Below are 26,856 nucleotides of genomic sequence, written 5' to 3' on the forward strand. Positions count from 1 at the left end.
TTCATTAGTAGTTAGTTAACAAGCACAGCCCCGACAAAAGTCAGGGCCAGCATCTATTACATGTATAAGCCGCCGTTAATGTTTAACTGTTGTCCTGTAATGTACGCGCCGTCTTTTGCTAAGTAAACAACTCCGCGTGCAATTTCTTCAGCGTGGCCTAAGCGACGAGTTGGAATTTTCGCAACAACTTTTGCACGAACTTCTTCCGGCATTGCCATTACCATTTCCGTTTCAATAAATCCTGGGCAAATTGCATTAACTGTTACGCCTGACTTAGCAAGTTCAAGAGCTAATGATTTAGTGAATCCTAGCATACCTGCTTTAGCAGCTGAGTAGTTTGTTTGACCAAATCCGCCCGCTTGACCAATAATTGATGAAATATTGATAACACGACCACCTTCAGATTCTAAAAGATGCGTTAGCGCAGCTGATGTTGTGTTGTATACGCTATGTAAGTTTACATCAATTACTTTTTTCCAATCTTCTTCACCTAACTTCTTGAATGAACGGTCGCGCGTAATTCCAGCATTGTTTACTAGAATGTCTAATTGACCAAACGCAGCTTTTGTTTCTTCAATTAGGTGTTTTGCTTGATCTACATAAGACACGTCAGCTTGAACCGCAATAGCTTCTCCGCCGTTGTCTTTAATTTCTTTTACAATTGCTTCTGCAGATTCTTTACTGCTGTTATAGTTTACTGCTACTTTTACTCCATTAGAAGCAAGCTCACGTGTAATTGCTGCCCCGATACCTTTAGATCCGCCTGTTACGATTGCTACTTTACCTTGTAATGTTGTCATGAAAAATTTCCCCCTTGCTTCTTCAGCGATGATTTTTACTGTAAATACAGCAGTTAATGTTGTTTTAAAATCCCCTATGCCCTACTTGCGAGCCGGCTGCTCAGTTTTTTGAGCGTTTGATGGTTTTGCTTCAGATTTAGCTTCTGCCTTTGGCTTTTCAGCTAATTTTTCTTGTTTTTCTAACAGCTGAGCCTGAAGCTGCTCACCTTGAGTTTTAATTTGTTGTTGAATCGATTCTTTTAACTCGTCTTGTGTTTTTTGCTGCCCTTCAAGAAGAGATAACACTTTGTCGAGTTTTTTGTCTAACGATTTGACATCAGATTTCAGCTTAGTTACATCTTTTTTCAAAGCGGATGCACTTTCTTGCTGTGCTTCTAATTCATCAAAACGATCGTCAAATTGCTCTTCTAATAATTCTACTTTTTCTTCCACATTGATGACTAATGACGCAACGTTTGCTACATCTTCTTTTGTGGGTACATTTACTTGGTGCAGATAGCGCCCCGTTACTTCATTTACTGCTTGTTGATATTGAAGGTTCATATTTAGTACATTTCCCATGAGCTGGGAAAATTCTTCACGATTCATATTGTCCCCAATAACTTTACCCCAGTAAGATTCGGTTTTGTCATATACGTCTTTCCATGCTTGAAACGGATCAAATACTTTTTGCTGTTCCAAAACTCCATCTCCTTTCTTGTGTACGTTAAAAGTGATGGCTTTCAATATGGACACTTAATGTGACAAGCGACATATTAGAAGCTCTAAGTAAACGCAACCAATTTTGCGTTTATTTATTGGATAATGTAAATCTTTTCACAATTCACTTACCAACAAATTATAAATGTTATAAAAATTACCTACATGTACTATTATAAATTCGTTTTCCAAAATAAACAATTCTAAATCTTTGTTTATTTTTGAATTTTTTTGACGTTTTTTGTCGAAATCCAAAAAATCGTTCTTTTTTCCTGTATTTGAAAGACCTCTTTTAAAGTGTTGACAATTTTTTCATCTAGGTGTAAATTACACATATAGAAAACAAATTCTCTTTTTTCGAAGGGGTGATTACCTTGGGATCAAGTGAAAAAGATAACACCTCTAATTCAAACAACTTAGAAAAATCGATTAGCGGTGCACCAAAAAACTTGATGGTTCCTTTTCTTCTTTTAAGTTTAAGAGGTTGGAATCTACATGGTTACAAGCTCATTCAGCAACTAATGAGCTTTGGATTCACATCAGTTGATCAAGGAAATGTCTACCGCACGCTGAGACAGCTTGAAAAAGACAACTTGATTACATCGCAATGGGATACGTCAGCTGAAGGACCTGCACGCCGGATTTACTCATTAACAGATGCCGGTGAACAATATTTAAGTATGTGGGCTAATTCACTTGAACAGTATCAAAACATGTTAGATTCATTTTTTCACATGTATACCGACATGTTGTTCCCTTTTAGCTCTTCTTCTTCTAAAAAGTCAAAAGAATCAAAAGAGGAAGAAAACGATTAAAGGGATTCACGCAGTACATCTGCGTTTCCTAATATAATGTTAAATAAATTTCACGGTCAACCAGCGAGCGCGGAATGTTAGGTTTATTACACAACTACGAATTTCTTCTTTAACGTTTTGTTCATTACGATAACTGTTCGCCAGACCAAATTATTCAAGGAGGAATTTGATTATGTCAACAGTAAAGTATGATACAGTAATTGATGCAATGTGGGAACAATGGACAAAGGGGTTACAAAACATTGCAGACGGAAACAAACAAATTGAGCAATGGACGTTAAAAGCACTTGAGCAACAGCAAGAATTTGTAACAAAAGCAGTTGAACAACTTCAAGCAACAGACAAACAGTGGAAAGCTGAATTAGAAGATCTTCAACAAAAAACAGTTGAAAACTTACGTAAAACAGCTGGTAACGCTGTTGCTGATTCTTATGAAGAATGGACAAACCGCACGCATGAAGCATTAAATAAATTACAAGAGCTTTCTCTTAACCAAAGCAAATCAAGCTATTCTTTAGTAAAGCAAGCTCAAGAACAATATCATCAAGTAGTAACACAATTAGTAGAAGAGCAAAAGAAAACGCGTCAAGAGTTCCAACACGTATCTGATGCATACGTAGAGCAAGTAAAATCTCTTCAAAAATCATTTGCTCAGTCTCTTGAGCAATATGCAGTTGTAAAATAATATATAAAAAAGCCCAGCTTCTTTGAAAGCTGGGCTTTTTTATACTTTCTTGCAAACCATTACCAGTATGCAAAATAGTAAACAGCAAATAATACAGGTACAGCAGTGAACTGCTGTACAACTAAAAAAGGAGATGACTAATCATGGCTAGAACAAATAAACTATTAACACCAGGCGTAGAACAATTTTTAGATCAATATAAATACGAAATCGCTCAAGAATTTGGGGTAACTCTAGGTTCTGACACTGCTGCACGCAGCAACGGTTCAGTAGGCGGAGAAATCACAAAACGCTTGGTGCAACAAGCTCAAGCTCACTTAAGCGGCAGCACACAAAAATAAAACATAACTTCATAACATGGCTAAAAAAAAGGCACCTGCGTGTGCCTTTTTCTTACATAATATAGTCTTTTAAATACACGTAGTCCCCCGCTAATATAATAACCATTGCGATGATATATTTCCGGTTTCTTTCAATTGTTTTCCGGCTCACTTTGACATGTTTTTCAATCAAGCGAATGGGAAGCTGCCGCTTTAAAAACAGCTTATCTTTTAATTCTTTTTCATTGACGATAAAAGATGCAACTTCCACTGCATTTCCCCTTGCATCCTTATGTTTAGGAGACGTGCTAATAATGTCTTCAAGAGTTAATTTAAACAGTTCCAGCGTCTGACAAAAATAAGTCATTTCCTCTTGAATATATGAAGTTTCACTTTGCCTTTTATAGTTAGAAAGCGATATATCCCTTTCTACCTTACCTTGCATAAAACCTTCATTTTCAATTCGGCTATAGAGCAGCGTTTGGTTTCGCTTTTCTTTTCGAATATAGTCGATGACTCTTCTTTTAATAATCAGTTCCGCAAATGCAAGAAGGGATCTTCCTTTTTGGATTGTGTAATTTTCAATGGCTTCATTAAACGCAATCAGACCAATGCTAAATTCATCGTCAGCTTCACTTATATAACGTTTACATACAGCTGAAACAACTTTAGCAATAAACGGTTTATATTGTTGAATCATTTCGTTATGTAATTGTTTATCCCCTTGCTGAATCGTCAGTACAAGCGTTTCAAGCGATGGAGGCGTTTGAACTTTTGTGAGCATTGGCTTCACCTCTTTTACTATACTCAGTTGCTTTATACCATGTTAATATCCATTCTTTTGATGACGAACAGGGTCAAGAAGCACTCTGCTCCTTTTAATTTCTCTTTATTATAACCCATAATAGCTCAATTTTACCAATTAACATACATTTGAAATATATGTTTATGAACTGAAATAAACTTCATTGAACTGAATTATCCAACGCTGCTTCCGTTCTTTACAGAATATGAACGAAAAAGCAAAACATTCGGATATACAGTAATTAAACATCAGTTAGTTCTTTTACCCTTTCTCAAAACAATTTAAACTAGGTATTTTATCTTAATATACAAAAAAACGCGCATTAAAAGCGCGTTTTTTTTGTATTATTGATTTTCAATTTTCTTTAATGAGTCTTTTTCTTTCTCTGAACCTTCAAGATCAGTTTGTTCTTTGTTTTTAGATAAAAACCAGCCTGAAGCTGCTATACCAAGTAACACAATCCAAAACGTAATTTTCCATACTTTTGATTCAGGGAAGTGTTCATTAATAATACCTAACTCCGGATGAGCAAGAGTGTAAACTGCTAGCTTAACCCCTACCCAGCCTACGATAGCAAAAGCCGCCGTTTCTAGCCCCGGGCGCGTATTTAATAGCTTGACAAACCAAGTTGCAGCAAAACGCATAATGATTAGTCCCATAATTCCTCCGGCAAAGATCACCAAGAATTGTCCGCCATCGAGTCCGCCAATTTTAGGAAGATTGGTTGTTGGCAACGTAACGGCAAGAGCCACAGCAGCCAAAATTGAATCAACCGCAAAAGCAATGTCCGCTACTTCTACTTTTAAAACCGTCATCCAGAAACCTGAGCCTTTTTTTCCGTCCGCTTCTTTTACTTTTTCATGATCACCTTTTTTCACATATCGCTTCACAATATGATTAATGGAAATGAACAATAAGTAAATGGCTCCTATTGCTTGAAGCTGCCATACATCTACCAAAAATGAAATCAAAAACAATGAACCGAATCTAAAAATAAAGGCACCGGCTAATCCGTAAAACAATGCCTTCTTGCGTTTTTCTTCCGGTAAATGTTTGACCATAATGGCCATTACAAGAGCATTATCCGCCGCCAAAATTCCTTCTAATGCAACCAGCACCAGCAATACCCATCCATATTCTAACAAAAGCGATGCATCCATAAAAATCCCCTCTCGTTTCTTTGTATAAGTTGATTTATTCTCATTACCGGAATAAAACACAAAAAGACCTTTGCCAAATATGGCAAAGGTCTTGCTAAGCATAATCATTATGCCAACAAAGCCGATGGAATACTCCATGTAATGACGACTTTGTTTCAGGTTTCCCTGACGCTACTCCCCTTTACTCCGTAAGAAGTAAATGTATTAAGTTGTTTTTATTTTACAAAAGGTCCACTAATAAGTCAATGAAAAGCCTTCTAAACTTTTGTTAAGCTTTTGTAAAGCGATTTAATAAATTCAAAAACGTGGCAATATGAATTGGCTTTGTTACGTATTCACTAAAACCGACTAAAAAAGCTTGATCGATATCGCTTTGCATCGCGCTTGCACTCAAGGCGACTCGCGGAATATGCTTCAACTCTTTTTCCAACTGAAGCTGTGTGCATACCTCAAAACCATTCATATCAGGCAGATCAATATCAATTAAAACAATATCCGGTGAAATGGACTTGATTAGCCCGATGCCGTTTTCTCCTGTTTTAGCAACTAAGAGCTTAACGTTTTTATATGGAGAAAGAATCGATTGCATAAGCTCAATATTTGTATCGTTATCCTCAATATACGCAATTGAGATCGGCATAGAAAAACCTAAAAATGACTCGGCTTCCCCTTCATTGGATAAGCGTTTAGGAACAGGTGGATGTACTAAGGGAAAACGAACCCAAAATGTACTGCCTTTTCCTTCTTCACTTCGCACTCCGCACGTTCCATTCATTAAGACAACAAGCTGCTTTACAAGCGCCAGCCCAATCCCTGTTCCGTCTTTTTCTAGTCTATTCACACGATAGAAAGGCTCAAAAATCCGATTTAATTCTGAAGCTGGAATTCCATAGCCCCTATCTTCAATCAATATGGTTACGTGATGCTGAGTAATATCGGTATAGATAATGATATCGCGATAAGCGGGTGAATATTTAATGGCGTTTGTAAGCAGATTTAATAAGATCTGCTGAAACCGAAGTTCATCTACTTCAACAAAGACTTCTTGGTATGCGTGAAAGCGAGTATAAAATATACTATGCTTATCTTTTGCTAATGGTTTCATAATTTTAAGCGCGTCTTCAATTGCTTCTTTTACCGACACTGGTTCAAGGTTAATCGCTAAGTGGCCTGATTCAATTTTCGATAAATCCAGCGTTTCATTTATTAAATAAAGAAGATGATTACCTGCTTTTAAAATTTTTCGTACACGATTCAATTGTTTTTCTGTTAAATCTTTTTCTCCTTGTTCTTCCAATATCTGTGCATAGCCTAAAATACTGTTTAAAGGCGTTCGAAGTTCATGGCTTACTTTTGATAAAAATTCTGACTTAGCCTGATTTGCTTTTTCGGCTTCTTCTTTGGCTATAATCATTTGATGATTGGAATGAAGCAGGTCTTGTTCTTGTTCCTGCTGCTTTGTAATATCATAAAATGTAACAACTACGCCTTTATAATATTTGCTTTCTTGCAGAGGTTCAGCATTCACCGAAAGCCAAGTCAACTTTTTCTCATTTAAATAAATGCCCATGACTGTATTTCGCACAGGCTCTTTTGTATGAAGACAGCGGACAGATGGAATATCTTCGAGTGCAAAAGCTGTGCCATCAGGATGAATAATTTCCCAGTCCAAACCAAACGGGTTAACCGATAACATTTGGTCATAAGGCACGTTTAGAATCTTAGCAGCGTATGCATTGGCAGCAATTAAGTTACCTTCAAGGTCATGAAACACCACGCCTTCTGACATTGTAGAAAGAACGGATCGATACATGCTTTCACTTTTAGCCAGCTTTTCTCTTGCTTCGTGAAGATCCGTAATATCTACTATAGAACCAATAACTTCTTGTACTTCTCCTTTGTAGATATGAGGTGTTAATTTCGTATAGTAAGCAAAGTCGTTCAAAAGTACTTCATACGACACTTTCTCTCCCGCCCATGCTTTATCATAGTAACTCCTATTATCTCTTGCGTAGGATTCAGGTAAAAATTCCTCAGGTGTTTTTCCGACAACATCTATTTCCTCGTATCCCATTTCACGAATCATTTTGCCTTCGCACATCGTATAGACATATCCTTTACTGTTCTTCACAAATTTAAAAATAGTACCATCTTGCTGTGAAAGCGTGCGTTTTAAATCTTTTTGTAAATCCAGAAGCTGCTGTTGAGCCCTTTTTCGATCTGTCACATCTTTGGCGATGACGTAACTGCCTTTAATTTGATCATGAACAATAATAGGCATTTGCGTGACTTCAACATATACAGACTGATTATCTTTGCGAATCAGCGTTGCCTCATAATATACAGAGTCTCCCCTCAGGGATTTCCACATATATTCTTCAGCTCTTTCAACTTCTCTGAACATAGAAGGAAACGGGATTTTCTCCATTTTATTTAACGTGTATCCTGTCAGCTCGATTCCTTTTGGGTTAATCGTTTGAATATTGCCGTATAAATCAACCGCACACACAATATTGGGATTGTAGTTAAAAAGGGATTGATAATACTCTTCTTTTAATTGACTTTCCCTCACTTCTTCCTGACGCTTAAAAGCTGCAACGAGCAGGAAGACAATGAGTAGCGTAATCGTGATACTTGCAATAATATTGGAAAACGGCGCTTGATACGGCAGCCACTGGCCCCACCTTCTAGCAACTGAATGTGCAATATGCAGCTTCATTCCATACATACTGATGAAATGCATAGCTGAAATGCCAATGCCTAGTAAAATAGAGCTAACAAGTTTAAGGAACGGATTAGCTTTTACATTTTTTGACCGAAAAAACAAGTGCATAGCATAAAATGCAACGACCAGAGCGATGATGACGGAAAGCAAAACAGATAGCACGGAATAATGAATGTGTGCTTCTGTTTCAATTGCTGCCATTGCAATATAATGTGTACCCAGAATACTGCTTCCTAAAATGAGCCCTGACCATACCGACGTGCGCCATTTCCAGAATGTCCAAAACGCAACTAATGATCCGCTAATCGCTATTATTAAAGCAAGGACAGAAAGTACAACATCAAAATGAAAGCTAACAGGAACATAATAAGCAAGCATCGCAATATAGTGCATCGCCCCCACTCCAAGTCCCATTGAAGTTGCTGACAATGTGAGCCACAAATAATTGTTCCGCTGTTTTTTCATCATTTTGCTCACAATATCAAGTGCTGTATAAGAGGCAAGAATCCCTACAATGACAGCAAGAAATACGGTAAATTCATTATAGTGACCAGTAATTGGAATCATTTTCTTTCCTTTCACTTTAACGTTACTTCTTCTATCTAACTCTCCTTATAAGAACTATATTACGATCATTTATTCCGAAAGCAGACACATGAAATAGACGAAACTTACATAAGCTTCGTCCTCTCATCAGCATAACTATTTTAGAAGAAGCAGCATCTCTTAATTTGTCATTAACTGATGCAGCTGTTTTTGAACGTCTTGGATTTTTAATTTTGAGATATGAGCATATTCATCAATTTCTAAGAAATAAACAAGATATGTTTCGTTTTTTGGTGTGATGTGCGAAACTTTCTGCAAATTTACGATATAAGACCGGTGTGTTTGACTGAATACAGAAGGGTTCAAATACATATAGATATCACTAATATTTTCATATGTCTCATAGACACGTGATTGAGTATAGATTAAGCATTTTTTTCCGGACTTTTCAATAAAAATAATTTGATCAATTGGAATGTAATAAGTAGATCCGTTAAATTTTACAGGCAGTCTTTTTAATTGCTCACCTGGCTTTTTTGACTGATTTTTATCAATTCCAATGGAGTTTTTTGCCCGCTCTAGCGCCATATAAAGTCTGGTTTTTTCAATTGGTTTTACAATGTAATCCAGTGCCGACAACTCGAATGCCTTCACAGCAAATTCATCATAACCGGTGATAAAAATGAAGTTTAAATTCGGCTTAATGCGCAGGCACTTTTTTATGGCATCTACACCGTTAATCGTAGGCATATTAATGTCTACGAGCAAAAGGTCTGGACTCTTAGCCATCACTTCCTGTACAAGCTGCTCTCCGTCTTTGCAGATGCCAATCACTTCAAATTCCGGAAGCTGTTCTATAAAATAATCTAAAATTTCAACCGAATCTTCGTTATCATCGGCAATAATTAAGTTGATTTTGTTCATCCTGACTCCCCCTAGGATACAATGTTAAAGTATAGTACGAACTATTGCCCATTCTGTTTTATGCATGTCTACACATCTTTATAGTGTTTTTATGTTGAGATGAATGATCTACACGGACGCTAATCGTTAATGGAACGCACAACGATTGTTCATGGGGAATATTGCAATAATTGTAGGTTTTCTAGAAGAAGAAATAAAACCGTTTATCTATTATCATTTATTTTCCTAACAATGATTTAATACCCTTTTTATAATCTGTAAATCAGCATGCCAGAATCTTTATTTAATATTTTTAATAAAGGCGACACGCTATTTTCAATCATTTTGTCTTCTCTTACTATTAAAACATGTTCTACGGTTTTCCACCCATACTTTTATTCATTTTTTTACTTTTTATTCAAGGTAATTACTTACATACAACCCTTAATAACCCTGTATTTGTAATTTCACTTGAAGAAATTTATGTATTTTTTATTCATTTTATTATAAAAATTCTAGCATATAACGCTATGAACTTACATATGTATTCCGAACTAGTTCCTTTTAGAACTATGATTATTATACCATTTCATAGTATAAATCACATATAGTTAAAGGTGAAGACTTTCCATTCCTTTAAGAGTTCAAAGCTATTTATTTGTAAAATAAATCAATTCATTCCTCTCTAAAGGCTAATACATCTAATTATCCATCTATTATCTGTAAAAAAACAGGCCTAAAGTTATACTTCGGCCTGTTTTACTTTCATTTCTTATTTTGCATTTTTTACAATTTGCTGTGCCTGTTTCGATACAAAGAAGCGACCTTTTTTATCCTGTACCACCACACTGTCCATCTGCATCTCTTTTCCATTTACAATCGCAATATTTTTATTTACCGGAAAACGTACCGTTCGCTTATTGTTTGTAACAACGAGCACAGGGTTGTTTTTATCTTTTGAGTCCACCGCTACATTTGAGCCTTTAAAAGCTTTATTTGCTTCAATAAATAATTCATTTGTTAACTCGTTTAAGTTAATATTCATTGACTTAGCCATATGTTTGGCAATATCCGTATTATCAAAGTGCCCCGTTGGTCGATTGACGCCGTATGAATACAGAAATACATCCTCACCCGTATGACCGCCCGTTGTGAATCCAAGGTTTGCTCGGTTGGCTAATAGCTTCGATAGTGTAGCACTCGTTTCTTTTTTATCTCTTGCTTTAGTCAGCTGCGCTTTTTCCTCTGAAGTTAGATTTGATAAACCATACAAAGCAGCTACTTCTTCTTTATTTGATAAATCTTCTTTTAAGTTAGACGTAGCACCTTCTAACGTCATTTTTGCTTTTTTTAATGGATCAATATAAGCAGAAACAGGTGTGGTATCATATCCTTTTGTTGTATTTGCATTACCGATTGAAAGACCGCTGTTTCCGTGATCAGCAATCGCAATAACCATCGTATTTCCATCTTTTTTAGCGAACTCTACTGCCTTGCCCACTGCTTCATCAAACGCTAATACATCGCTAATCATACCTACTGGATCATTCGCATGAGCTGCCCAATCCGTTTTGCTTCCTTCAACAAATAAGAAAAAACCGTCTTTATCTTTGGATAGTGTTGTTATTGCTTTATTTGTCATCTGAGACAGCTTCGGCTGTTCTGCTTTTGTCTGCGGTCGGTCCATATCATACGCTAAGTCTCGGTCAGCGAAGCTCCCCCAGATTTTTTTGGCGCGTGACTGCTCTAATTCCTTTTTATTTTCTACAAAGTCATATCCTCTTTTGTTCAATACATTGACCAAGTTTTCACCGTCTTTTCGGCTTTTTTCTTCTTTTCCTGTCAGAAGAGATTGCTTACCTCCTCCAAGTACTACATCAATGTTTTGATACACTTGCTGCTCCGCTAGCGTTTGAAAATCATCACGGCTGTAGTTGTGGGCTGAAAAACCAGCTGGTGTGGCGTGCTGGATTTCAGAAGTAGCCACAATTCCTGTCGCGCGCCCCGAAAGCTTTGCTCCTTCTAGAACGTTTGCTACGGGACGAAACTGATCTTCTTTTTCTACGGGTTTAACCCCAGGTGTATTCACTACTGAAGGGAGCACACCTACATAACCTGAATTTGATTTATTTCCTGTTGCTAAAGCAGTAGCTGCCGGAGCGGAATCTGTAATAGCAGATTCTGCCGAATACGCACGTACTCCCCCGGCCATCAGCTGATCCATATGTAACGGTTTTCCTTTGTACCATCTTGCAAGTGTAGTAGCATTTGAACTCGTCCCGTCCATTACCATCATAATGACATTTTGCGGTTTCTTAGCTGACTTATGCTCCACTTTTGCTTCCGTTTGAATAAGTGAGTTGCCTACACCAAACGAGGCCAATGCTACCGCTCCTGCCAGTGTAATACCTGCTAATTTTTTCTTCATATAAATGTACCCGCTCCTTTATTTCATTATCTTCGACATGTTTAAAGTTACCATTCAAACGTAAATCCACTGTTTATCTACTGTAAAAGAGTGTAAAGTTTGTCTTTATATTCTTCCTTTCTTGTTGAGAAAAAATAGTCGAATAAAAAGGAAGTACATGAACAAACTACCAGTAATAGAAAGTCATGCGAGGGGCACGGTTATGTTTAAACATTTATTTAAAAAAAAGAATGCAGACGATCAGCCCAAAAAAACATTGGACGAACTGATTAAACAATTTAAAAAATCAAGTGATTTTACAACATTAGCCATTGGTTCGCAGCATCGAAAATACATCATCACTTATTTTAAGCAGCTCGTAAACATGCAAAGTGTTGAAGATAAAATACTCGAGCCTTTTCAAAAACTAGACTTCACGTTAAGCAGTGTATATGAAGTTGAAAATGTTCTGCCGATTGAAGATATTTCCGTTACAAAAGATACAAAAGAAATTTTAGAAAAGCTGCTGCGCGGCTATGTGATGTTTCAACTGCATAAAGACGATAAGCTAGTAGCTCTTATTAAAGTTCAAAGCTTTGATACGGGGTTTCGAAAAGAAAATGAAACGGAAAATGAGTTCAGCGTCGTTGGTCCTAAAATTGGTTTTGTGGAGGATTTAGATGTCAATCTCTATTTAATGAGAAAAACGGTCATTTCCGAAAACCTTATTTTTAAAGAACTCACCGTAGGAAATAAATCGAAAACGCGCGTGGTGCTTGTTTACTTAGAAGGCGTAACGAATCCTCAGCACGTAGACACCATGACCCAGCGCCTTGAAGATATAGATTTTGACGTCATTTTTGATAGTACAATGCTTGATCAATTGATTTCCGATAATTCTTCTACGGCGTTTCCGCTTTTTTTAACAACAGAGCGGATCGACCGAGTCCTGTTCAGTCTGTTAAACGGGCAAGCTGCCTTTTTTTCGAGTGGTTCACCCTACGCAGTTACCGGACCGTCAACATTGCTTGACTTCTTTATTTCACCTGAGGACTACTATTTACCGTGGGTTCTAGGGTCATTTTTCCGAGTTATTCGTATTTTTGGCGTCTTTTTCTCTATTTTTGCTACGCCTCTTTATGTAGCGATTGTTACGTATCATTATGAAATGCTTCCAAAAGATTTGCTCGGGCCTATTATCTTTTCAAGGACCAACGTTCCTTTTCCACCGGTCATCGAAGTACTTTTTTTAGAAATCACCATTGAGCTGCTTCGCGAGGCGGGAGCCAGACTTCCAACAAAAGTAGGTCAAACACTGGGAATCGTAGGCGGGATTGTTATTGGGCAAGCAACCGTAGAAGCTGCGTTAACAAGCAATATTTTGCTTATTATCGTTTCACTGACAGCTTTAGCCTCTTTTACAACGCCTATTTTTAAAATGTCTAACACGATCCGGCTGCTACGTTTTCCGTTTATTTTGTTTGCCACTGCGTTCGGTTTAGTCGGCATCACATTTGGCTTTTGTTTCTTGCTGGTTCATTTGCTTCGTTTAAAATCTTTGGGCATGCCTTATCTTGTTCCGCTTTTTCCGTTTCGCCCCACAGAGTACAGGGATACATTTCTGCGATTGCCCTATAGTCATACAGCAAAGCGTCCAAGCTACTTACGTCCTTTAGAACGCTTCCGCTATAACCCTAATAAAGCGAATAAGATGAAACGAAAAAGTAATTTAGATAATGAGTAAAGCGGGGAAACGTCATGAAAAGAATACTAATTTTATGCACTTGCCTTACTTTTTTAACGAGCTGTGCAGACCGTGAAACGATTGACGAAATTCAAGTAGTCAACTCCATCGGATATGATTATATTCCTCAAAGCAATAAAGTCAGAGGAACTATTTTATACCCTATCTATAAATACGGACCAACGGAAGAACCGAGTATTATTGCGGCTACTGCTAATTCATCATTTGATATTCCACTCCGTTTGAACAATAAATCATCTCTTCCCGTCGCGTTTGGGCAGCTGAGAAGCATCGTTATGGGAAAAGAATTTGCAACACATGGAGTAGATGAGTTAGTAAATACAATTGCTAGAAATCCAGACCTTGGACGTAACATTAAATTAAGCATTGTAGACGGCAACGCACATGAATTATTAAGCTCCGTTACAAAAAAGAAAATTAAGGACTATCAGTTTATTTCTAATTTAATCGAACAAAATATCCGCACAGAAAATTTGCCTAACACCAATTTACAAATTTTTTTATTCAGTTTTTTTAGCGACGACCGTGACCCGTATCTTCCTGTTTTAGCACAAGAAAAAGATGCTATTAAATTAAAGGGGCTGGCGCTTTTCAAAGAACAAAAAGTCGTTACAACCATCGGAATGGAAGAAACGTTTTTATTTAAGCTGCTAACCAGCGGAACAAAGCACGGCCGCTACGCAGTAAAAATTAAAGAGAATGACCGTAAAGGCGAAATTATACTGCAAAACTTGCGCACCAAAACAAAGTATGAAATTAAAGGAAATCATCAAAGCCCAAGTATCGTTGCGCACTTAACTATCGACGGTCTTGTAAAAGAATTTCCTGGATGGGTGGACCTAACTGATCCGGCTCGTATTAAAATGGTTGAAAAAACGCTCCAAAAAGATATTGAAAAAGATGGGGATACCTTTATTAAGAAACTTCAGCAGCATAGGATCGACCCCATTTGTTTTACAGATTATGTTCGAAGTAAAACGAGAAGGTTTAACAGTGAAGAATTTAAAGCGCAATATCCGGATATGAATATTGAAGTAAAAGCTCGCGTTCACCTTATTCAAACCGGTATTAGCAACTAGGAGGAAGAAAAGATGCACAATACAATTAAAGAAGAAAATCAAGTTTCCCCTTCTTTTCTTTTTTTCTTAGTTCACTCTACTCAGATTGGCGTTGGAATACTAGGATTTCAGCGTTATATTATTAAAGGTGCCGGATATGAAGCGTGGATATCCATCTTCCTTGCTGCAATCAGCGTTTGTATTTTATTAGCGATGATCTTTAATATCTTAACTCGTGAAAACAGCGATATTGTTGATATTCACCGGTTATATTTCGGTAAATACCTTGGAGGAGCTTTAACTCTTGCCGCTTCCATTTATTATTTTATCTTTGCGTTAACGATTTACCGAACCTACGTAGAGATTTTACAAATATGGATGTTTCCACAGTTAGAAACATGGATCGTATCACTTGTATACTTGCCTATTATTTACTACACGGTTTCAGGTGGGTTTCGTGTAATTACTGGCATTGCCTTTTTTGGGGTCATGCTTCCCTTGCCGCTCATATTTGCCTTAATTTACCCTTTGAAGTATGGGCACATTAATAATTTATTTCCTTTGTTTGATCACACGATATGGGAATTTTTAATTTCGACTAAGATGATGACCTTTGAGAATTTGGGGTTTGAATCCGTGCTTTTTTTCTATCCGTTTATAAAAAATGGCGCTACTAGTCAGAAGTGGGGGCAATATGGCGTTTTATTCAGCACTTTTTTATATTTTTGCACAGCATTAGTGTCATTTGCTTACTTTAGTCAAGGACAGTTAGCTCATACCATATGGCCAACTTTAACGATGGCCAAAATTATTGAAATTCCATTTTTACAGCGTTTTGAATATATTTTAATTGCTCTGTGGCTCTTAGTTGTTCTGCCTACTATTGCTGTCAGCGTATGGTGTACAATTCGTGGATTTAGTAAAACATTTAATAAGCCGCCTACGCTTTTTCTCATATTAGTTCTTATTGCCCTTCTTGGTTTTTCTATTTTCTTTGACGATCGAGAAACTATCGATCATCTTAATACACGATTATCCATGACCGGCTTTTACTTTATTTATGGCTACATTCCTTTCCTTTTTCTCTATAGCCTCATTCGAGCCAAAATAAAACAAAAGAAAGCAAAAAAAGAAGAGCGTGAGCCAACTTTAAGTTGAATCCCGCTCTTTTTTTCATATTATTTTATTTGTTAAATAAAACAGCGTATTCCCCGTATCCTTCTTTTTCTAAATCTTCCTTCGGAACAAAGCGAAGAGCCGCTGAGTTGATGCAGTAACGCAAGCCGCCTGCATCTTGCGGACCATCATCAAATAAATGACCTAAATGAGAGTTAGCCGTTTTGCTTCGTACTTCTGTACGAACCATATTATGACTAACGTCCATGTTTTCTTTTACTTCATCTTTATTAATCGCTTTTGTGAAAGACGGCCATCCGCATCCGGCATCATATTTATCCGTTGAACTAAACAACGGCTCTCCTGATACGATATCTACATAAATACCATCTTCTGTATGATCCCAAAATTCATTGCGAAACGGGGGTTCCGTTGCGTCATTTTGAGTAACTTCATATTGAATAGGCGTTAATGTCGTTTTTAGCTGCTCGTCGCGGCCAAAGTCTTTCCAGTTTTCTTTAATAAACCGATCACGTCCAGATCCTCGTCGATACATAGCATAGCGGAATTTATTTTTCTTATAATAACCTTGATGGTATTCTTCCGCTTCATAAAACGGTTTTGCCGGTAGAATTTGTGTGGCAATTGGTTCAGAAAAACGACCGCTTGCTTCTAATTGTTGCTTGGATTCTTCAGCTAGTGCCTTTTGGTGCTCATTGTGATAAAAGATAGCTGTTCGATATGAATCGCCTCGATCCGCAAATTGTCCGCCTGCATCCGTTGGGTCAATTTGAGGCCAGTATAGTTCTAAAAGCTTTTCATATGGAAAAACTTCTGGGTCAAATGTAATTTGGACCGCTTCATAGTGGCCCGTTGTTTCTGAGCATACTTCTTTGTACGTCGGGTTCTCTTTGTGACCGCCTGTATAGCCAGATACAACTTTTATAATGCCTGGCTGTTCATCAAAGGGCTTCACCATACACCAAAAACAGCCTCCAGCAAAAGTTGCTACTTCATATTGTTCTGTCAAAAAGATGACCTCCTTCATGTATTCTTTCTATTATTATACGCTGATTTGATGTTCTCACCAACTAACTTGCTTCTTGTACTCTTTCCGTTTTAAGACAAAAAAATAATCAGTGAAGCTCATCTTCACTGATTATTCTTCCGCATTTAAAGCGCTTTATTTTTGATCGCCTTTAATTTTGTGAAACAGTTTATTCATCGTTTCAATTTCTTTATCTGTAAAGTGCTCAAACCGCTCAAGGAAATACGCTCGTTTTTTTTCTTGAATCACATTAAAAATATCTTGCCCTTCTTTGGTCAGTTCAATATCAATAATACGTCGATCATTTTCAGACCGTTTGCGTGCAATGTAGCCTTTTGACAAAAGCAAGTCGGTTACCGCCGTAATGTGGCTTGCTGACACTTGAAGATACTTAGATAAATCAGTTGATCGCTGCCTGCCGGAATCAACCAGCATACGAAGCACCATAAATTCATTTGTTGATAGCTCTGAATTGTATACTTCATTAATTTCTTGGCGAAGCTGTCTGAACACAAAGCGAAACAGCGTCTCCATTTCTTGAACGAGCTCTTCTCTTTTTTTCACTTGTCACTCTCCTTAACGCTATCGCATGATAACGAATATGTATTTACGAAAGTATTTCACTTTCTTAACTTAATTAGTTTTATCAAATTACTAAGCGTTTCGTCAACTATTATTGAGATTTTTTTCCACAATCCTGTACGAATTGATGTATTTTTCATAAAATTCCATAAAAAAAGCGATTTACCGTTATGGTAAATCGCTGCTAGTAGCTAAAAATACCGGTTAAAAAGCTTCTCCATCTTGGAACAGGCTTTTTACCTTTTAAGCTGTCTTCACTTTTTAACTGACTTTCAAGTTCCGCTACTCGATTTTCTAATTTCGTAACAACTTTATTTAATCGATCGATTTCTGAACGATGCTCTAAAATTTGAAAGGTCACTACTTCTCCCGCTTTTTCTTCTGTACGCTTTTCATTTTCAATCAGTCTTAAAAAAAGCTGATCAAGCTGCTTTTGCATATCTTGTGCACGTTCATCAGATATAACGACTTCCTCTTTTTCTACTACTTTTTCTACCACTTTGACGACGGCTTGACGATTGCGGTTTTTTTGAAAGTCTCTAAGTGCTTCAATATTTTCTTCTGTAAACTCACAGTGTCCCGATTCATTTCTCTCTAGCTCGATATCCGCCATTTTAACCCATTTTAATACCGTACTTGGATGTATTCCCAGCGACTTTGCCACATCCACCGTTTTCATCGTCATGTTCCATCCCTCCATTTTTTCATTTACTAGCCATTTCGAGAGAAATCTTTAAATCCCTTCATACGTGACAAAACTAGTATGAATTCGTCAAAGAAAGTGGACGTTCAACAAATGAAGAAAATGATGTCATTATTCCCTAGAAAAACTCGTATAAACCTTCTGCAAAATAACAAAATTCGCTCTGTGAAATCCCCTTGCCGTATCCCTTAAAAAAAGACGCGCGCTCTTTACCTGTAAAGATTCCGTCTTCAAAACGAACAGCCAGCGCCATATCATAACGAGCGTCTCCTAAAGTTCCTCCGCTCCAGTCAATAACAGCTGTTATCTGACCGTCGTGTACAAGTACATTATCAATCGTGTAGTCTCCGTGAATAAGTACCTCTTGTTTGCATATCATGTTTTGCTTCTGCAGTTGTTTTAGCAGCCGTTGATTTCCGTCTACCTCATATTGAGTTAAATTGTACTCTGCCTCTTGCAGCATTCGGTGGATCCACGGCTGCTTACTCACTAATCGTTCTGGACACTCAGCATTGTGAATACGAGCAAGAAGATGCCCCATTTCATAGACAACGTGCTCACGCTTTTTTTCATTATCTTCCTTCTCTAAATACTCTCTTACCGTCTTTCCTTCAAAAAATTCTAGCAGCATCCAGCTCTCCTCTGCTGTTTGAACGAATTTGTAAGCGATCGGGCTTTGACATTCTTCCAGAGCGCGTATATTTTTTAATACATAATATTCCTTATATAACCATTTTCTGTACTTTTCCCTTTTTGCCCGTTTTAAAACATATCTCCCTCTAGCCGTATGAAGGATACCAACATCTGAGGTACACCCTTGCTTCGGAAACGTCACTTTTTCGATTTGCTTTACATACTTTTTTATCGAATGAGGAATTTCTTCTATTATAATAGGATGCAACTGTCTCACTTCCCTTTCTTTCTACATTCTCTTTTTGTTGCTCTTTCCCTCCAATCAACAGCTAGAAGCAACTAACTGCATACCTGAAACTTACGTTCACCATTCCAATAAAAAAATCCGAACGATTACTCGTTCGGACCTTCCTTCAACTAAACTACTTTTGCCCAGTCTCTTACCCTTTACCAAGCACCCAGCGGCTTTTCGTAAACATCGTATAACCAACCGCAAATAAAACAACCGTACAAACCGATAAGCTTCCTATTGTATAGACGAGACTCTGCATGTCGTAGACACCGTAGAGAAGCTGTTTCATAAGTGCAAATACGTTATAAATAGGAATTAAAAATCCGCTTGGTTGCAGTTCGTGTACGGATTTTCCCATCAGTAAAAAGTATGGAAGTATCGCTACCATCATAATTTGAGATGTATAGCTCTGCGCTTCTTTAACTGAATTTGCTAAAAGGCTAAGGATACATAATACTATGGCTCCTAGCAGCGCTAGCAGGGTAAGGGTGACTAAAAACGAGAAGATAAAGGTTGTAACATGATCCTTAAGCTGCAGTGCATCATTTAATATAGTTGTTAAATAACGTACAGAGAAAACAAATGCCAATGTAGACAAAAGGCCGCTTACGATACCGAATGTAGAGATCGTAAGCCATTTTCCAACCAGTAATTGCGTTCGTTTGACAGGAGCCATCAATAGAGCTTCCATCGTCTTCCGTTCTTTTTCACCTGCAAAAATATCATTGGCAGAAGGAAGAATGCCACCTAAAACGCCCATAATGATAATCATTGGCGCAAACATCGCAATCATTGTTAAAGAGCCGTCATCTTCTTTAGACACTCCTTTTTCAACCACATTAAACGGAGCTATCGTTTGACTATTCACATTTAGTTGGTCTAAGCGTTCGCTAACTATAGCTTCTCGATGTTTATTCAGTATATTTTGTATATACTCTGCGGTAGCACCTGAGTTCATGCTCGCTGAATCCGTATAAACAGTAACTTCTGGCGATTTCATCTTACGCACTTCTGAAGAAAAATCGTCTGGTAGCTTTAACGCCGCTAACGCTTTCCCTTGTTCTACAGCACTGAGTGGATTTCTGCTTTCAATTACTTTAATATTGTCATCGTTTTTTAACCAGTCGATCACACTGGCATCAGAATCTTTTGTAACAGCTACAGACATGGAATCTGTTTGATCACTAGCCATCATTTTGTCTGCAAAAAAGATAATCCCTACATTTAACAGAATCGGAATCAACACGCTAAAGATAATCGTTTTGCGATCTCGCAAACAATCAATCAACTCTTTTTTATAAATATGCCAAATCATATTAAGCCCCCCTCACGATACGCGACATAAAGATGTAGTTTAAGTCTGTACTTTCTTCTTCTTTATACAGCTGTTCATTTGTTCCTTGATAAATCATTTTTCCTTTATGAATCATGATGATAGACTGACACAGCATCTCCACTTCTTCCATAATGTGACTGGAAAAAACAATCGTTTTTCCTTCTCTTTGCAGACTTTTAATAAGCTCGCGAAACATGTTTGCTGATGTAATGTCTAATCCTGTAGTCGGTTCATCAAATAGGATAACGTCTGGGTTATGAAGAATAGTGCGTGCAATGGCTACTTTTTGACGCATTCCTTTTGAAAAGCCTCCGACGCGGCGATCCAAGTAGTCTTTCATTCCAAAACGTTTGGCCAGTTCCTCAATCCTTATCTTTGTTTCATGTTTGCTCATTCCATAAAACTTAGCAAAATAAGCTAAGTTTTCACGAGCTGTCAAACGGTCGTATAAACCTGTTTCACCGCCAAAAAGGACGCCGATTTTTTGCTTTATTTTATCGGGCCGTTTATGAATGTTAATTCCGTGAATGAACATATGGCCTTCCGATGGTTCAAGTACAGTCGACAGCATACGTAAAAGAGTTGTTTTCCCCGCTCCATTTTCCCCTAATAGTCCTACAATTTCTCCTTGTGCGATGGTTACATGAATATCTTGAACAGCTGCAATTGTTTGCTTTTTCTCTTTAAAATATTTCGTCACACCTTTGATTTCAATCATATCCGCTCTCCCCTTTTACTGTGATTGACTCTATCTTAGCTTATTTTTTATACAGCATCTTCCATCTTGTCATAAAGAGGGTTTTTTATGTCGCGAAACGTCCTTTCCATCTTATAAATCATGGTAAAATAGTGTGGTAATATCCAATAGAATAAAACAAAGAGGGTTTTTATTTATGAAGGTAGGATTAGTGGATGATCATTCATATGATTTAGAAAAATTGAGGATTTCTTTAGAAAGAGAAGATGATATAGACATACTTTTTTCGACTAGCAGCGCGGAGGAAGCTTATAACGAAATTAAAAAAAATGAAATTGATTTATTAATTACAGATATTGAAATGCCAAAGCTATCAGGTTATGAGCTTGCAGACTTTATCAATGCTTACGCGCTTGATATTCAAGTCATCTTTGTCACTGGGCACAGCGGCTTTGCCGTTCATGCATTTGAACTCAACGTTTTAGACTACATTATGAAGCCTTATTCTAAAGAGCGCCTGTTAAAAGGCATTCAGCGTTTTCATCAAAAAAAACAATCAACTGATACAAGAGATAAGCTTATTTTAAAACAAAAAACCGAAATGCAAGTGCTGAACAAACAAGATATTATATTTGCAGAGCGAACGGGTCGCTCTACCACCATCATAACGACAAATGGAGAATTTAGTACCTATCAATCATTAAACGAAATTGAAAAAGAATTAACGGCGAGTCATTTTCTAAGGTCGCATCGAGCTTTTATTATCAACATTTCCTATATTCAAAATTTCTCCCTGTATACTAAGCACTCCTACTCCGTGATGTTTCAAAGCACCGAAAAAACAGCTTTAATCACGAAAACAAATTTAGACATCTTGCAAAAAGAGTACTTTTAAAGGAGGCACTATTTAAAATGAAACTATTTTACACACTAGTTTTACTAACTGTTTTCGTGCTCCTCTTTTTTAAAGACCTGCCTGTTAGTTTACATCTCCTACTTAGTTCTTTTATAATTGGTTCATTTTTTATATGGAGAAAGAAATATCAAACGGCTCCTTCACTAACGATAAAAAAAGCAATCGTGCTGACGTCTTTTTTCCTGCTTTTATTTAGCCTATCTTCACCTCTTAGTATTGGCCTAACCGTTATCGCAATGATTGGTTACATGACCGACATGTTTTCGTCTTATCAACAATACATATTCGTAGCTAACCGGGAAAGCAGTGCTTCACGTGAAATTCAAAAAAACAATGAGCTTTTTCAAGCTTTAAGAGCTGAAAGACATGATTTTATTAAACATGTCAGCGCCGTATCCTATCTTCTAGAAACAAACCAAAGACAGCAGGCACAAGAGTATATTCAAGATTACGTTGAAGCTTTGAATGATACCCATTCATATATTCAAGGTGAACATTCGCACGTTGCTTCTGTTGTACATCAAAGCAAGAATCAAGCACATACGTGGGGAATACATATGAATGTTCAATTAGATTCACCGTTATCACAGCTGCCTTTAAAGCACCTTGACCAAATGAATCTCATCATGAATTTACTGCATAATGCTTTAGAAGCCGCTCATTCTTCTGAGAAAAAAGAGATAACCCTTTCGAGTATGATTCGAAGTGGCATTTACATTTTAGAAGTCAGCAATTCTACCGCTCCTTTATCACGAGAGCGTCAAGATCACTTGTTTACTTCTTTTCATGTGACAGAAAAGAAAGAACGCCACGAAGGCCTTGGCACGTGGATCATTTCTGAACTTGTTTCCAACTACCAAGGACGCTTGGAATATACCTATCACGATTTAACTCTTTCCATTAAAATAAAATTTCCTATAGTCGTTTCCTCAAAACAAGCAACATAGCCGCTATAGCCTAAGCGGCTTTTTTTCGTATGAGCCTCTTCTATACGCGCACACTATAAAAAGCACCGAAAAAAAGAAATATTTCACACTTGTTTTAGCTCTTTTATCGTCACTTTTTTAGTTTTTGATTTTTTATATGCAAATCTATTGCATTTCAAGTAAAAAACGAATATTATATATCATGTTGCTTTTAATGTTCGTTATTTTTGGAGGTTACTTATGTTTAAGTTAAAAGAATATAACACGGATGCTAAAACGGAGATTTTAGCTGGTATTACAACGTTTTTAACCATGATTTATATCGTCATTGTGAACCCAGTTATTTTGTCCAGCGCCGGCGTTCCTTTTGATCAAGTATTTACAGCTACTATTATTTCAGCAGTCGTAGCTACGCTATGGATGGCTCTTGCAGCTAACTATCCAATCGCTATTGCTCCCGGTATGGGAATGAATGCATACTTTGCTGCTTTAGTTGTTGGTTCAAATGGAAGTATCGACTATGCTACTGCTTTTTCAGCTGTATTCGTAGCGGGTATTATCTTTATCATCCTATCGTTAACATCGTTTCGTGAAAAATTAATTGAAGCTATTCCAAACAATTTAAAGCACGCGATCAGTGCTGGTATCGGTTTATTTATTGCTTTTATCGGGCTTCGTTCAGCCGGTATTATTGTTGCAAATAAATCAAATTTAATTGGACTTGGTGATTTGCAGTCTGAGAAAGTAGTTTTAACACTGATTGGACTTGCGATTACAATCATTTTATATACGCTAAATGTAAACGGCGCTTTATTCTTCGGTATGATTATTACCGGATTAATTGCTTTCTTTAGAGGACAGCTTTCATTTGATAAAGGTTTGTTTGCTTCCCCTCACCTTCCAGATGGCTTAATGATTTCAAATCCTTTTGCTGCTTTTGGAGATGTTATTCATCATGATTTGTACACAGTTGTTTTTTCTTTCTTACTTGTGACGATTTTTGATACAACAGGTACAATGGTAGGCGTAGCTCAACAGGCCGGCCTTATGAAAGGTAATAAGATGCCTCGCGTGCGTCAAGCATTGCTTGCTGACTCATTTGGTACAACGATTGGGGCTTTATTTGGTACAAGCCCAACAACGGCTTATGTTGAATCTTCATCTGGTGTAGCAGCAGGCGGACGTACAGGTCTAACGGGCGTGACGGTAGCCATTCTATTTATTGTGGCAGCATTCTTTAGTCCGGTTGTAAGCTCGGTTTCTGGCGTAGCAGCTATTACTTCACCTGCATTAATTATTGTCGGAAGCTTAATGATGGGTGCTGTAGCTAAAATTAATTGGAATGACTTTGATGAAGCGTTCCCTGCCTTTTTAGTTGTTCTAGCAATGCCTCTTACATCGAGTATTGCAACAGGAATTGCGCTTGGCTTCATTTCTTATCCGTTAATGAAGCTGGTAAAAGGAAAAGGCAAACAAGTTCATCCGCTTGTGTATGTCTTTGCTGTTTTATTTCTCTATCAGCTCATCTTTTTACCGCATTAAAAAAGCTTGGAGATTTCTCTCCAAGCTTTTTTTTTATTGAAAGTGATTGTTATTTTCTTTTGTTTGATAAAGGTAATTTTCCACATAGATTTGTTCTGCATCAGAAGCATTCTTTATCCCTTCTTCTGGATTTAGCTCGACACTTCTCTTTTTAGCTATATAATCCACTAGCGCCCCAAATCCTAAAAGACCGCCTATGATTCCAGCAAATACAATCCATATTGGCAATTGCTTCACGTCCCTTTTCTTTTAATTGTATCAGCTTCAGCGCAACAGGTAAATATTAACATAGTTATCCATTTATAAATAAAGCGCTTTTTACCAAATATACGTAAAAAACGTCTTTGTATTTGGTATACTAAACTCACGGCATGTTCTACAGAGAAAGGGGCTTAATTGCATATGAACAAACAGCTTGGAACGTTAATGTTTGTTATTTTTATGGTATTTGTCGGCTTTGGAGTGATCATCCCCATCGTACCTGAAGTTATTCGTGCCACGGGTGCAAGCACGGTCAATTTAGGGATACTAATGGCTAGCTATTCGATCGCATCTTTTATTACCGCACCTTTTTGGGGGAAGCTTTCCGATATAAAAGGCCGCCGTCCCATCTTACTTTGGGGCTTACTTGGCTTTAGCGCAAGCTTTTTTCTTTTTTCGGTGGCAGAAAACTCTCTGACTCTGATGTATACGTCACGCATCATCGGAGGTTTGTTTGCAGGAGCTGTTATTCCTTGTGCTTTTGCATACGCTTCTGATAGTACAGATGAAGAAAACCGCACGAAAGCAATGGGACTGTTAGGGATGTCAATTGGCTTAGGCTTTATTTTTGGACCGGCATTAGGCGGTGTCCTTTCGTCTTTCGGCTTGTTTGTTCCCTTCGTTATCTCTGGTATCTTGTCACTGATTATGACAGCGTTCTCATTCTTTACGTTAAAAGAATCGTTACGAAAAGAACCTGCTGCCAAAGTACAGACATCCAGATGGCATGACTTCACGTCAGATTTTCAAGGAGCTATGAAGTATTTATATGTTCTTTCATTTTTAGCTACTTTTACGCTCGCTGGTTTAGAAGCTACTTTTCAATTTTTTCAAATAGCGAAAATCAATGCTACTCCCACGACAATCGGATGGATGTTTATGGCGAGCGGTTTAACTCAAGCCCTGATTCAAGGCGGTGTACTGCAGCGATTTAAAAAAGGAAATGAAAAAAAACTGATGGCTATTGGCTTATTGGTTTCAGCAATAGGATTTACGTCTATTTTGTTATCTTCTAGTGCCGTTAATGCTACCTTATTTCTGTGCATATTTACAGCAGGAAATGCCCTTATTCGTCCTTGTGTCCTCTCATTAATTACGATGAGAACCAAAGTAGGATATGGCTCTGCTTCAGGGTTAACTGCCTCAATGGATAGCTTAGGGCGTATTTTTGGCCCTCTGCTTGGTGCATTTGCCTTTAAACTCAATATGACGCTGCCTTTTATTATCGGAGCAGTTGTCACTTTAGCTGCTTTACTGCTGATTCAGCGTCATACAGCTCTAGATTATTCTGAGCAAACACTATCATCATAGAGGCTGAGACAAAAGTATTTTAGCTGAAGGAAGATCCGAACGATGAATCGAGATTCTTGATGAAGAATCCAACGCGTTCGGATTTTTTTATTGCTATGGTAAACGTAAGTTTCATGTATGTAGGTACTTCTAGCTGGTGATTGGAGGGCAAGGCGAAGACTCCTGCAGAAAGCGAAGCCTTGTAGGGAAATCAACAGCCGATTCCTACTAGCTCATGTAGCCAATTTGTTAGTCTTTGGATTAATTTAGCTATGTCTCAATCTCTTTTCATCGTTACTAACACAAGATTATCCGCAGCTGCAGTGTGTTTTATAATTGAAAACCGATGAGCTTCGTATAGCTTAATCGCAGGTGTATTTTTTTCGGCTGTAGAAACCATACACTCACATTCTGAATATCTTTGAAGTACATATGTTAAAAGACGGCTTCCGATTCCTTTTCGAAAGTAACGAGGACGCACAACAAGGCGGCAAATCGTTAATCGCTCATTTTCTTTTTCAAACGACAGCACGCCTGCTAGCTTACCTTCAATTATTTCTCCGATAAACACTTCCTTGCTTTTCATAACATCTTCTTTGCTTTCTGTAAGCTGAGGAATATCTGAAAAGCTAATGAGCCTTGCTTCTTCTTGATAAGCTTCTACTTGCACAGCTACTATTTGAAGAGCGATATCCACTCTTTGATGTTCGAGGATTTGAAGCATGAAAACCACTCCATTTCTTTCACAAATTTAGACAAATTCCATGTTTTCACTATATCCAAACACCTTCCTTGTACATATTGTATTATGTACCGAATTAGCCAG

General features: G+C 37.5%; 25 protein-coding genes and 1 riboswitch. Of the genes, 10 read left to right on the forward strand and 15 right to left on the reverse strand.

Annotation, left to right across the window (positions count from 1 at the left end; genetic code table 11):
* Positions 1–56: 56 nt before the first annotated feature.
* Both phbB and phaR read right to left on the reverse strand, forming a co-directional pair.
* Positions 57–800 (reverse strand): acetoacetyl-CoA reductase, encoded by a 744-nt coding sequence (gene phbB / locus ACH0CI_RS13175; protein ID WP_014461095.1) that lies wholly within the window; start codon positions 798–800, stop codon positions 57–59.
* A gap of 81 nt (positions 801–881) precedes the next feature.
* Positions 882–1,481 carry a polyhydroxyalkanoic acid synthase subunit PhaR gene (phaR, locus tag ACH0CI_RS13180; RefSeq protein WP_335707199.1) on the reverse strand — a complete coding sequence of 200 codons (600 nt, stop codon included), beginning with the start codon at positions 1,479–1,481 and terminating at the stop codon, positions 882–884.
* Between the two features lie 392 nt (positions 1,482–1,873).
* Here phaR and phaQ point away from each other — a divergent pair, with 392 nt between their 5' ends.
* The 3 genes from phaQ to ACH0CI_RS13195 all read left to right on the forward strand — a co-directional run bounded on the left by phaQ (position 1,874) and on the right by ACH0CI_RS13195 (position 3,340).
* Positions 1,874–2,314 carry a poly-beta-hydroxybutyrate-responsive repressor gene (phaQ, locus tag ACH0CI_RS13185; RefSeq protein ID WP_013055935.1) on the forward strand — a complete coding sequence of 147 codons (441 nt, stop codon included), beginning with the start codon at positions 1,874–1,876 and terminating at the stop codon, positions 2,312–2,314.
* 172 nt (positions 2,315–2,486) lie between these two features.
* On the forward strand, positions 2,487–2,999 hold the full coding sequence (gene phaP / locus ACH0CI_RS13190; RefSeq protein ID WP_014461097.1) for a polyhydroxyalkanoic acid inclusion protein PhaP: 513 nt from the start codon (positions 2,487–2,489) through the stop codon (positions 2,997–2,999).
* A 143-nt stretch (positions 3,000–3,142) separates the two neighbouring features.
* The gene (locus ACH0CI_RS13195; RefSeq protein ID WP_013055933.1) at positions 3,143–3,340 is read left to right on the forward strand and encodes an alpha/beta-type small acid-soluble spore protein; all 198 of its coding nucleotides are present in this window, start codon (positions 3,143–3,145) and stop codon (positions 3,338–3,340) included.
* Between the two features lie 52 nt (positions 3,341–3,392).
* On the opposite strand, the gene sigI is transcribed toward ACH0CI_RS13195, so the two are convergent.
* The 5 genes from sigI to ACH0CI_RS13220 form a co-directional block, all read right to left on the reverse strand.
* Entirely contained in the window at positions 3,393–4,103 is a 711-nt protein-coding gene (gene sigI / locus ACH0CI_RS13200) for an RNA polymerase sigma factor SigI (RefSeq protein ID WP_335707200.1), read from the reverse strand.
* A gap of 365 nt (positions 4,104–4,468) precedes the next feature.
* A complete protein-coding gene (locus ACH0CI_RS13205; RefSeq protein WP_335707201.1) occupies positions 4,469–5,284 on the reverse strand; it encodes a TerC family protein in 816 nt (271 codons plus the stop codon).
* Positions 5,285–5,380: 96 nt separating this feature from the next.
* A riboswitch (yybP-ykoY riboswitch) is annotated at positions 5,381–5,476 on the reverse strand.
* Between the two features lie 76 nt (positions 5,477–5,552).
* On the reverse strand, positions 5,553–8,591 hold the full coding sequence (locus tag ACH0CI_RS13210) for an MHYT domain-containing protein (protein ID WP_406901565.1): 3,039 nt from the start codon (positions 8,589–8,591) through the stop codon (positions 5,553–5,555).
* 144 nt (positions 8,592–8,735) lie between these two features.
* Positions 8,736–9,479 (reverse strand): LytR/AlgR family response regulator transcription factor, encoded by a 744-nt coding sequence (locus tag ACH0CI_RS13215; RefSeq protein WP_028414187.1) that lies wholly within the window; start codon positions 9,477–9,479, stop codon positions 8,736–8,738.
* A 751-nt stretch (positions 9,480–10,230) separates the two neighbouring features.
* Complete coding sequence (locus ACH0CI_RS13220) at positions 10,231–11,886, reverse strand: alkaline phosphatase (RefSeq protein WP_406901566.1); 1,656 nt, start codon at positions 11,884–11,886, stop codon at positions 10,231–10,233.
* Positions 11,887–12,088: 202 nt separating this feature from the next.
* On the opposite strand from ACH0CI_RS13220, the gene ACH0CI_RS13225 reads away from it, so the two are divergent.
* The 3 genes from ACH0CI_RS13225 to ACH0CI_RS13235 are packed head-to-tail and all read left to right on the forward strand — an operon-like array spanning position 12,089 to position 15,846.
* Entirely contained in the window at positions 12,089–13,609 is a 1,521-nt protein-coding gene (locus tag ACH0CI_RS13225; RefSeq protein ID WP_335706895.1) for a spore germination protein, read from the forward strand.
* Positions 13,610–13,623: 14 nt separating this feature from the next.
* Positions 13,624–14,709, forward strand: a complete 1,086-nt coding sequence (locus ACH0CI_RS13230; RefSeq protein WP_335706894.1) for a Ger(x)C family spore germination protein — start codon at positions 13,624–13,626, stop codon at positions 14,707–14,709.
* A 12-nt stretch (positions 14,710–14,721) separates the two neighbouring features.
* Positions 14,722–15,846 carry a GerAB/ArcD/ProY family transporter gene (locus ACH0CI_RS13235; RefSeq protein WP_335706893.1) on the forward strand — a complete coding sequence of 375 codons (1,125 nt, stop codon included), beginning with the start codon at positions 14,722–14,724 and terminating at the stop codon, positions 15,844–15,846.
* A gap of 25 nt (positions 15,847–15,871) precedes the next feature.
* On the opposite strand, the gene msrA is transcribed toward ACH0CI_RS13235, so the two are convergent.
* From msrA to ACH0CI_RS13265, 6 genes are all read right to left on the reverse strand, one after another.
* The gene (msrA, locus tag ACH0CI_RS13240) at positions 15,872–16,834 is read right to left on the reverse strand and encodes a peptide-methionine (S)-S-oxide reductase MsrA (protein ID WP_080754393.1); all 963 of its coding nucleotides are present in this window, start codon (positions 16,832–16,834) and stop codon (positions 15,872–15,874) included.
* A 153-nt stretch (positions 16,835–16,987) separates the two neighbouring features.
* A complete protein-coding gene (locus ACH0CI_RS13245) occupies positions 16,988–17,416 on the reverse strand; it encodes a MarR family winged helix-turn-helix transcriptional regulator (protein ID WP_028414193.1) in 429 nt (142 codons plus the stop codon).
* A 202-nt stretch (positions 17,417–17,618) separates the two neighbouring features.
* Entirely contained in the window at positions 17,619–18,119 is a 501-nt protein-coding gene (locus ACH0CI_RS13250) for a MerR family transcriptional regulator (RefSeq protein WP_406901567.1), read from the reverse strand.
* Between the two features lie 136 nt (positions 18,120–18,255).
* Positions 18,256–19,038: an aminoglycoside phosphotransferase family protein gene (locus ACH0CI_RS13255; RefSeq protein WP_406901568.1), complete on the reverse strand. Its 783-nt coding sequence runs from the start codon at positions 19,036–19,038 to the stop codon at positions 18,256–18,258.
* Positions 19,039–19,210: 172 nt separating this feature from the next.
* Positions 19,211–20,377, reverse strand: a complete 1,167-nt coding sequence (locus ACH0CI_RS13260; RefSeq protein ID WP_406901569.1) for an ABC transporter permease — start codon at positions 20,375–20,377, stop codon at positions 19,211–19,213.
* A gap of 1 nt (position 20,378) precedes the next feature.
* Entirely contained in the window at positions 20,379–21,116 is a 738-nt protein-coding gene (locus tag ACH0CI_RS13265) for an ABC transporter ATP-binding protein (RefSeq protein ID WP_049163521.1), read from the reverse strand.
* A gap of 175 nt (positions 21,117–21,291) precedes the next feature.
* On the opposite strand from ACH0CI_RS13265, the gene ACH0CI_RS13270 reads away from it, so the two are divergent.
* The 3 genes from ACH0CI_RS13270 to ACH0CI_RS13280 all read left to right on the forward strand — a co-directional run bounded on the left by ACH0CI_RS13270 (position 21,292) and on the right by ACH0CI_RS13280 (position 24,479).
* On the forward strand, positions 21,292–21,990 hold the full coding sequence (locus ACH0CI_RS13270; protein ID WP_016763353.1) for a LytR/AlgR family response regulator transcription factor: 699 nt from the start codon (positions 21,292–21,294) through the stop codon (positions 21,988–21,990).
* A gap of 17 nt (positions 21,991–22,007) precedes the next feature.
* Positions 22,008–22,958 (forward strand): sensor histidine kinase, encoded by a 951-nt coding sequence (locus tag ACH0CI_RS13275; RefSeq protein WP_406901571.1) that lies wholly within the window; start codon positions 22,008–22,010, stop codon positions 22,956–22,958.
* Between the two features lie 219 nt (positions 22,959–23,177).
* Complete coding sequence (locus tag ACH0CI_RS13280; RefSeq protein WP_013055916.1) at positions 23,178–24,479, forward strand: NCS2 family permease; 1,302 nt, start codon at positions 23,178–23,180, stop codon at positions 24,477–24,479.
* Positions 24,480–24,512: 33 nt separating this feature from the next.
* Here the strand turns inward: ACH0CI_RS13280 and ACH0CI_RS13285 are convergent, their stop codons facing one another.
* A complete protein-coding gene (locus ACH0CI_RS13285) occupies positions 24,513–24,707 on the reverse strand; it encodes a hypothetical protein (protein WP_033578351.1) in 195 nt (64 codons plus the stop codon).
* Between the two features lie 174 nt (positions 24,708–24,881).
* Between ACH0CI_RS13285 and ACH0CI_RS13290 the strand changes: the two genes are divergently transcribed.
* Positions 24,882–26,051, forward strand: coding sequence for an MFS transporter (locus ACH0CI_RS13290; RefSeq protein WP_028414199.1), 1,170 nt, complete (start codon positions 24,882–24,884; stop codon positions 26,049–26,051).
* 256 nt (positions 26,052–26,307) lie between these two features.
* On the opposite strand, the gene ACH0CI_RS13295 is transcribed toward ACH0CI_RS13290, so the two are convergent.
* Positions 26,308–26,754, reverse strand: coding sequence for a GNAT family N-acetyltransferase (locus ACH0CI_RS13295; RefSeq protein WP_033578349.1), 447 nt, complete (start codon positions 26,752–26,754; stop codon positions 26,308–26,310).
* Positions 26,755–26,856: the final 102 nt, after the last annotated feature.

The organism is Priestia sp. 179-F W1.4 NHS (genome assembly GCF_045369295.1).
Lineage (GTDB): Bacteria > Bacillota > Bacilli > Bacillales > Bacillaceae_H > Priestia > Priestia zanthoxyli.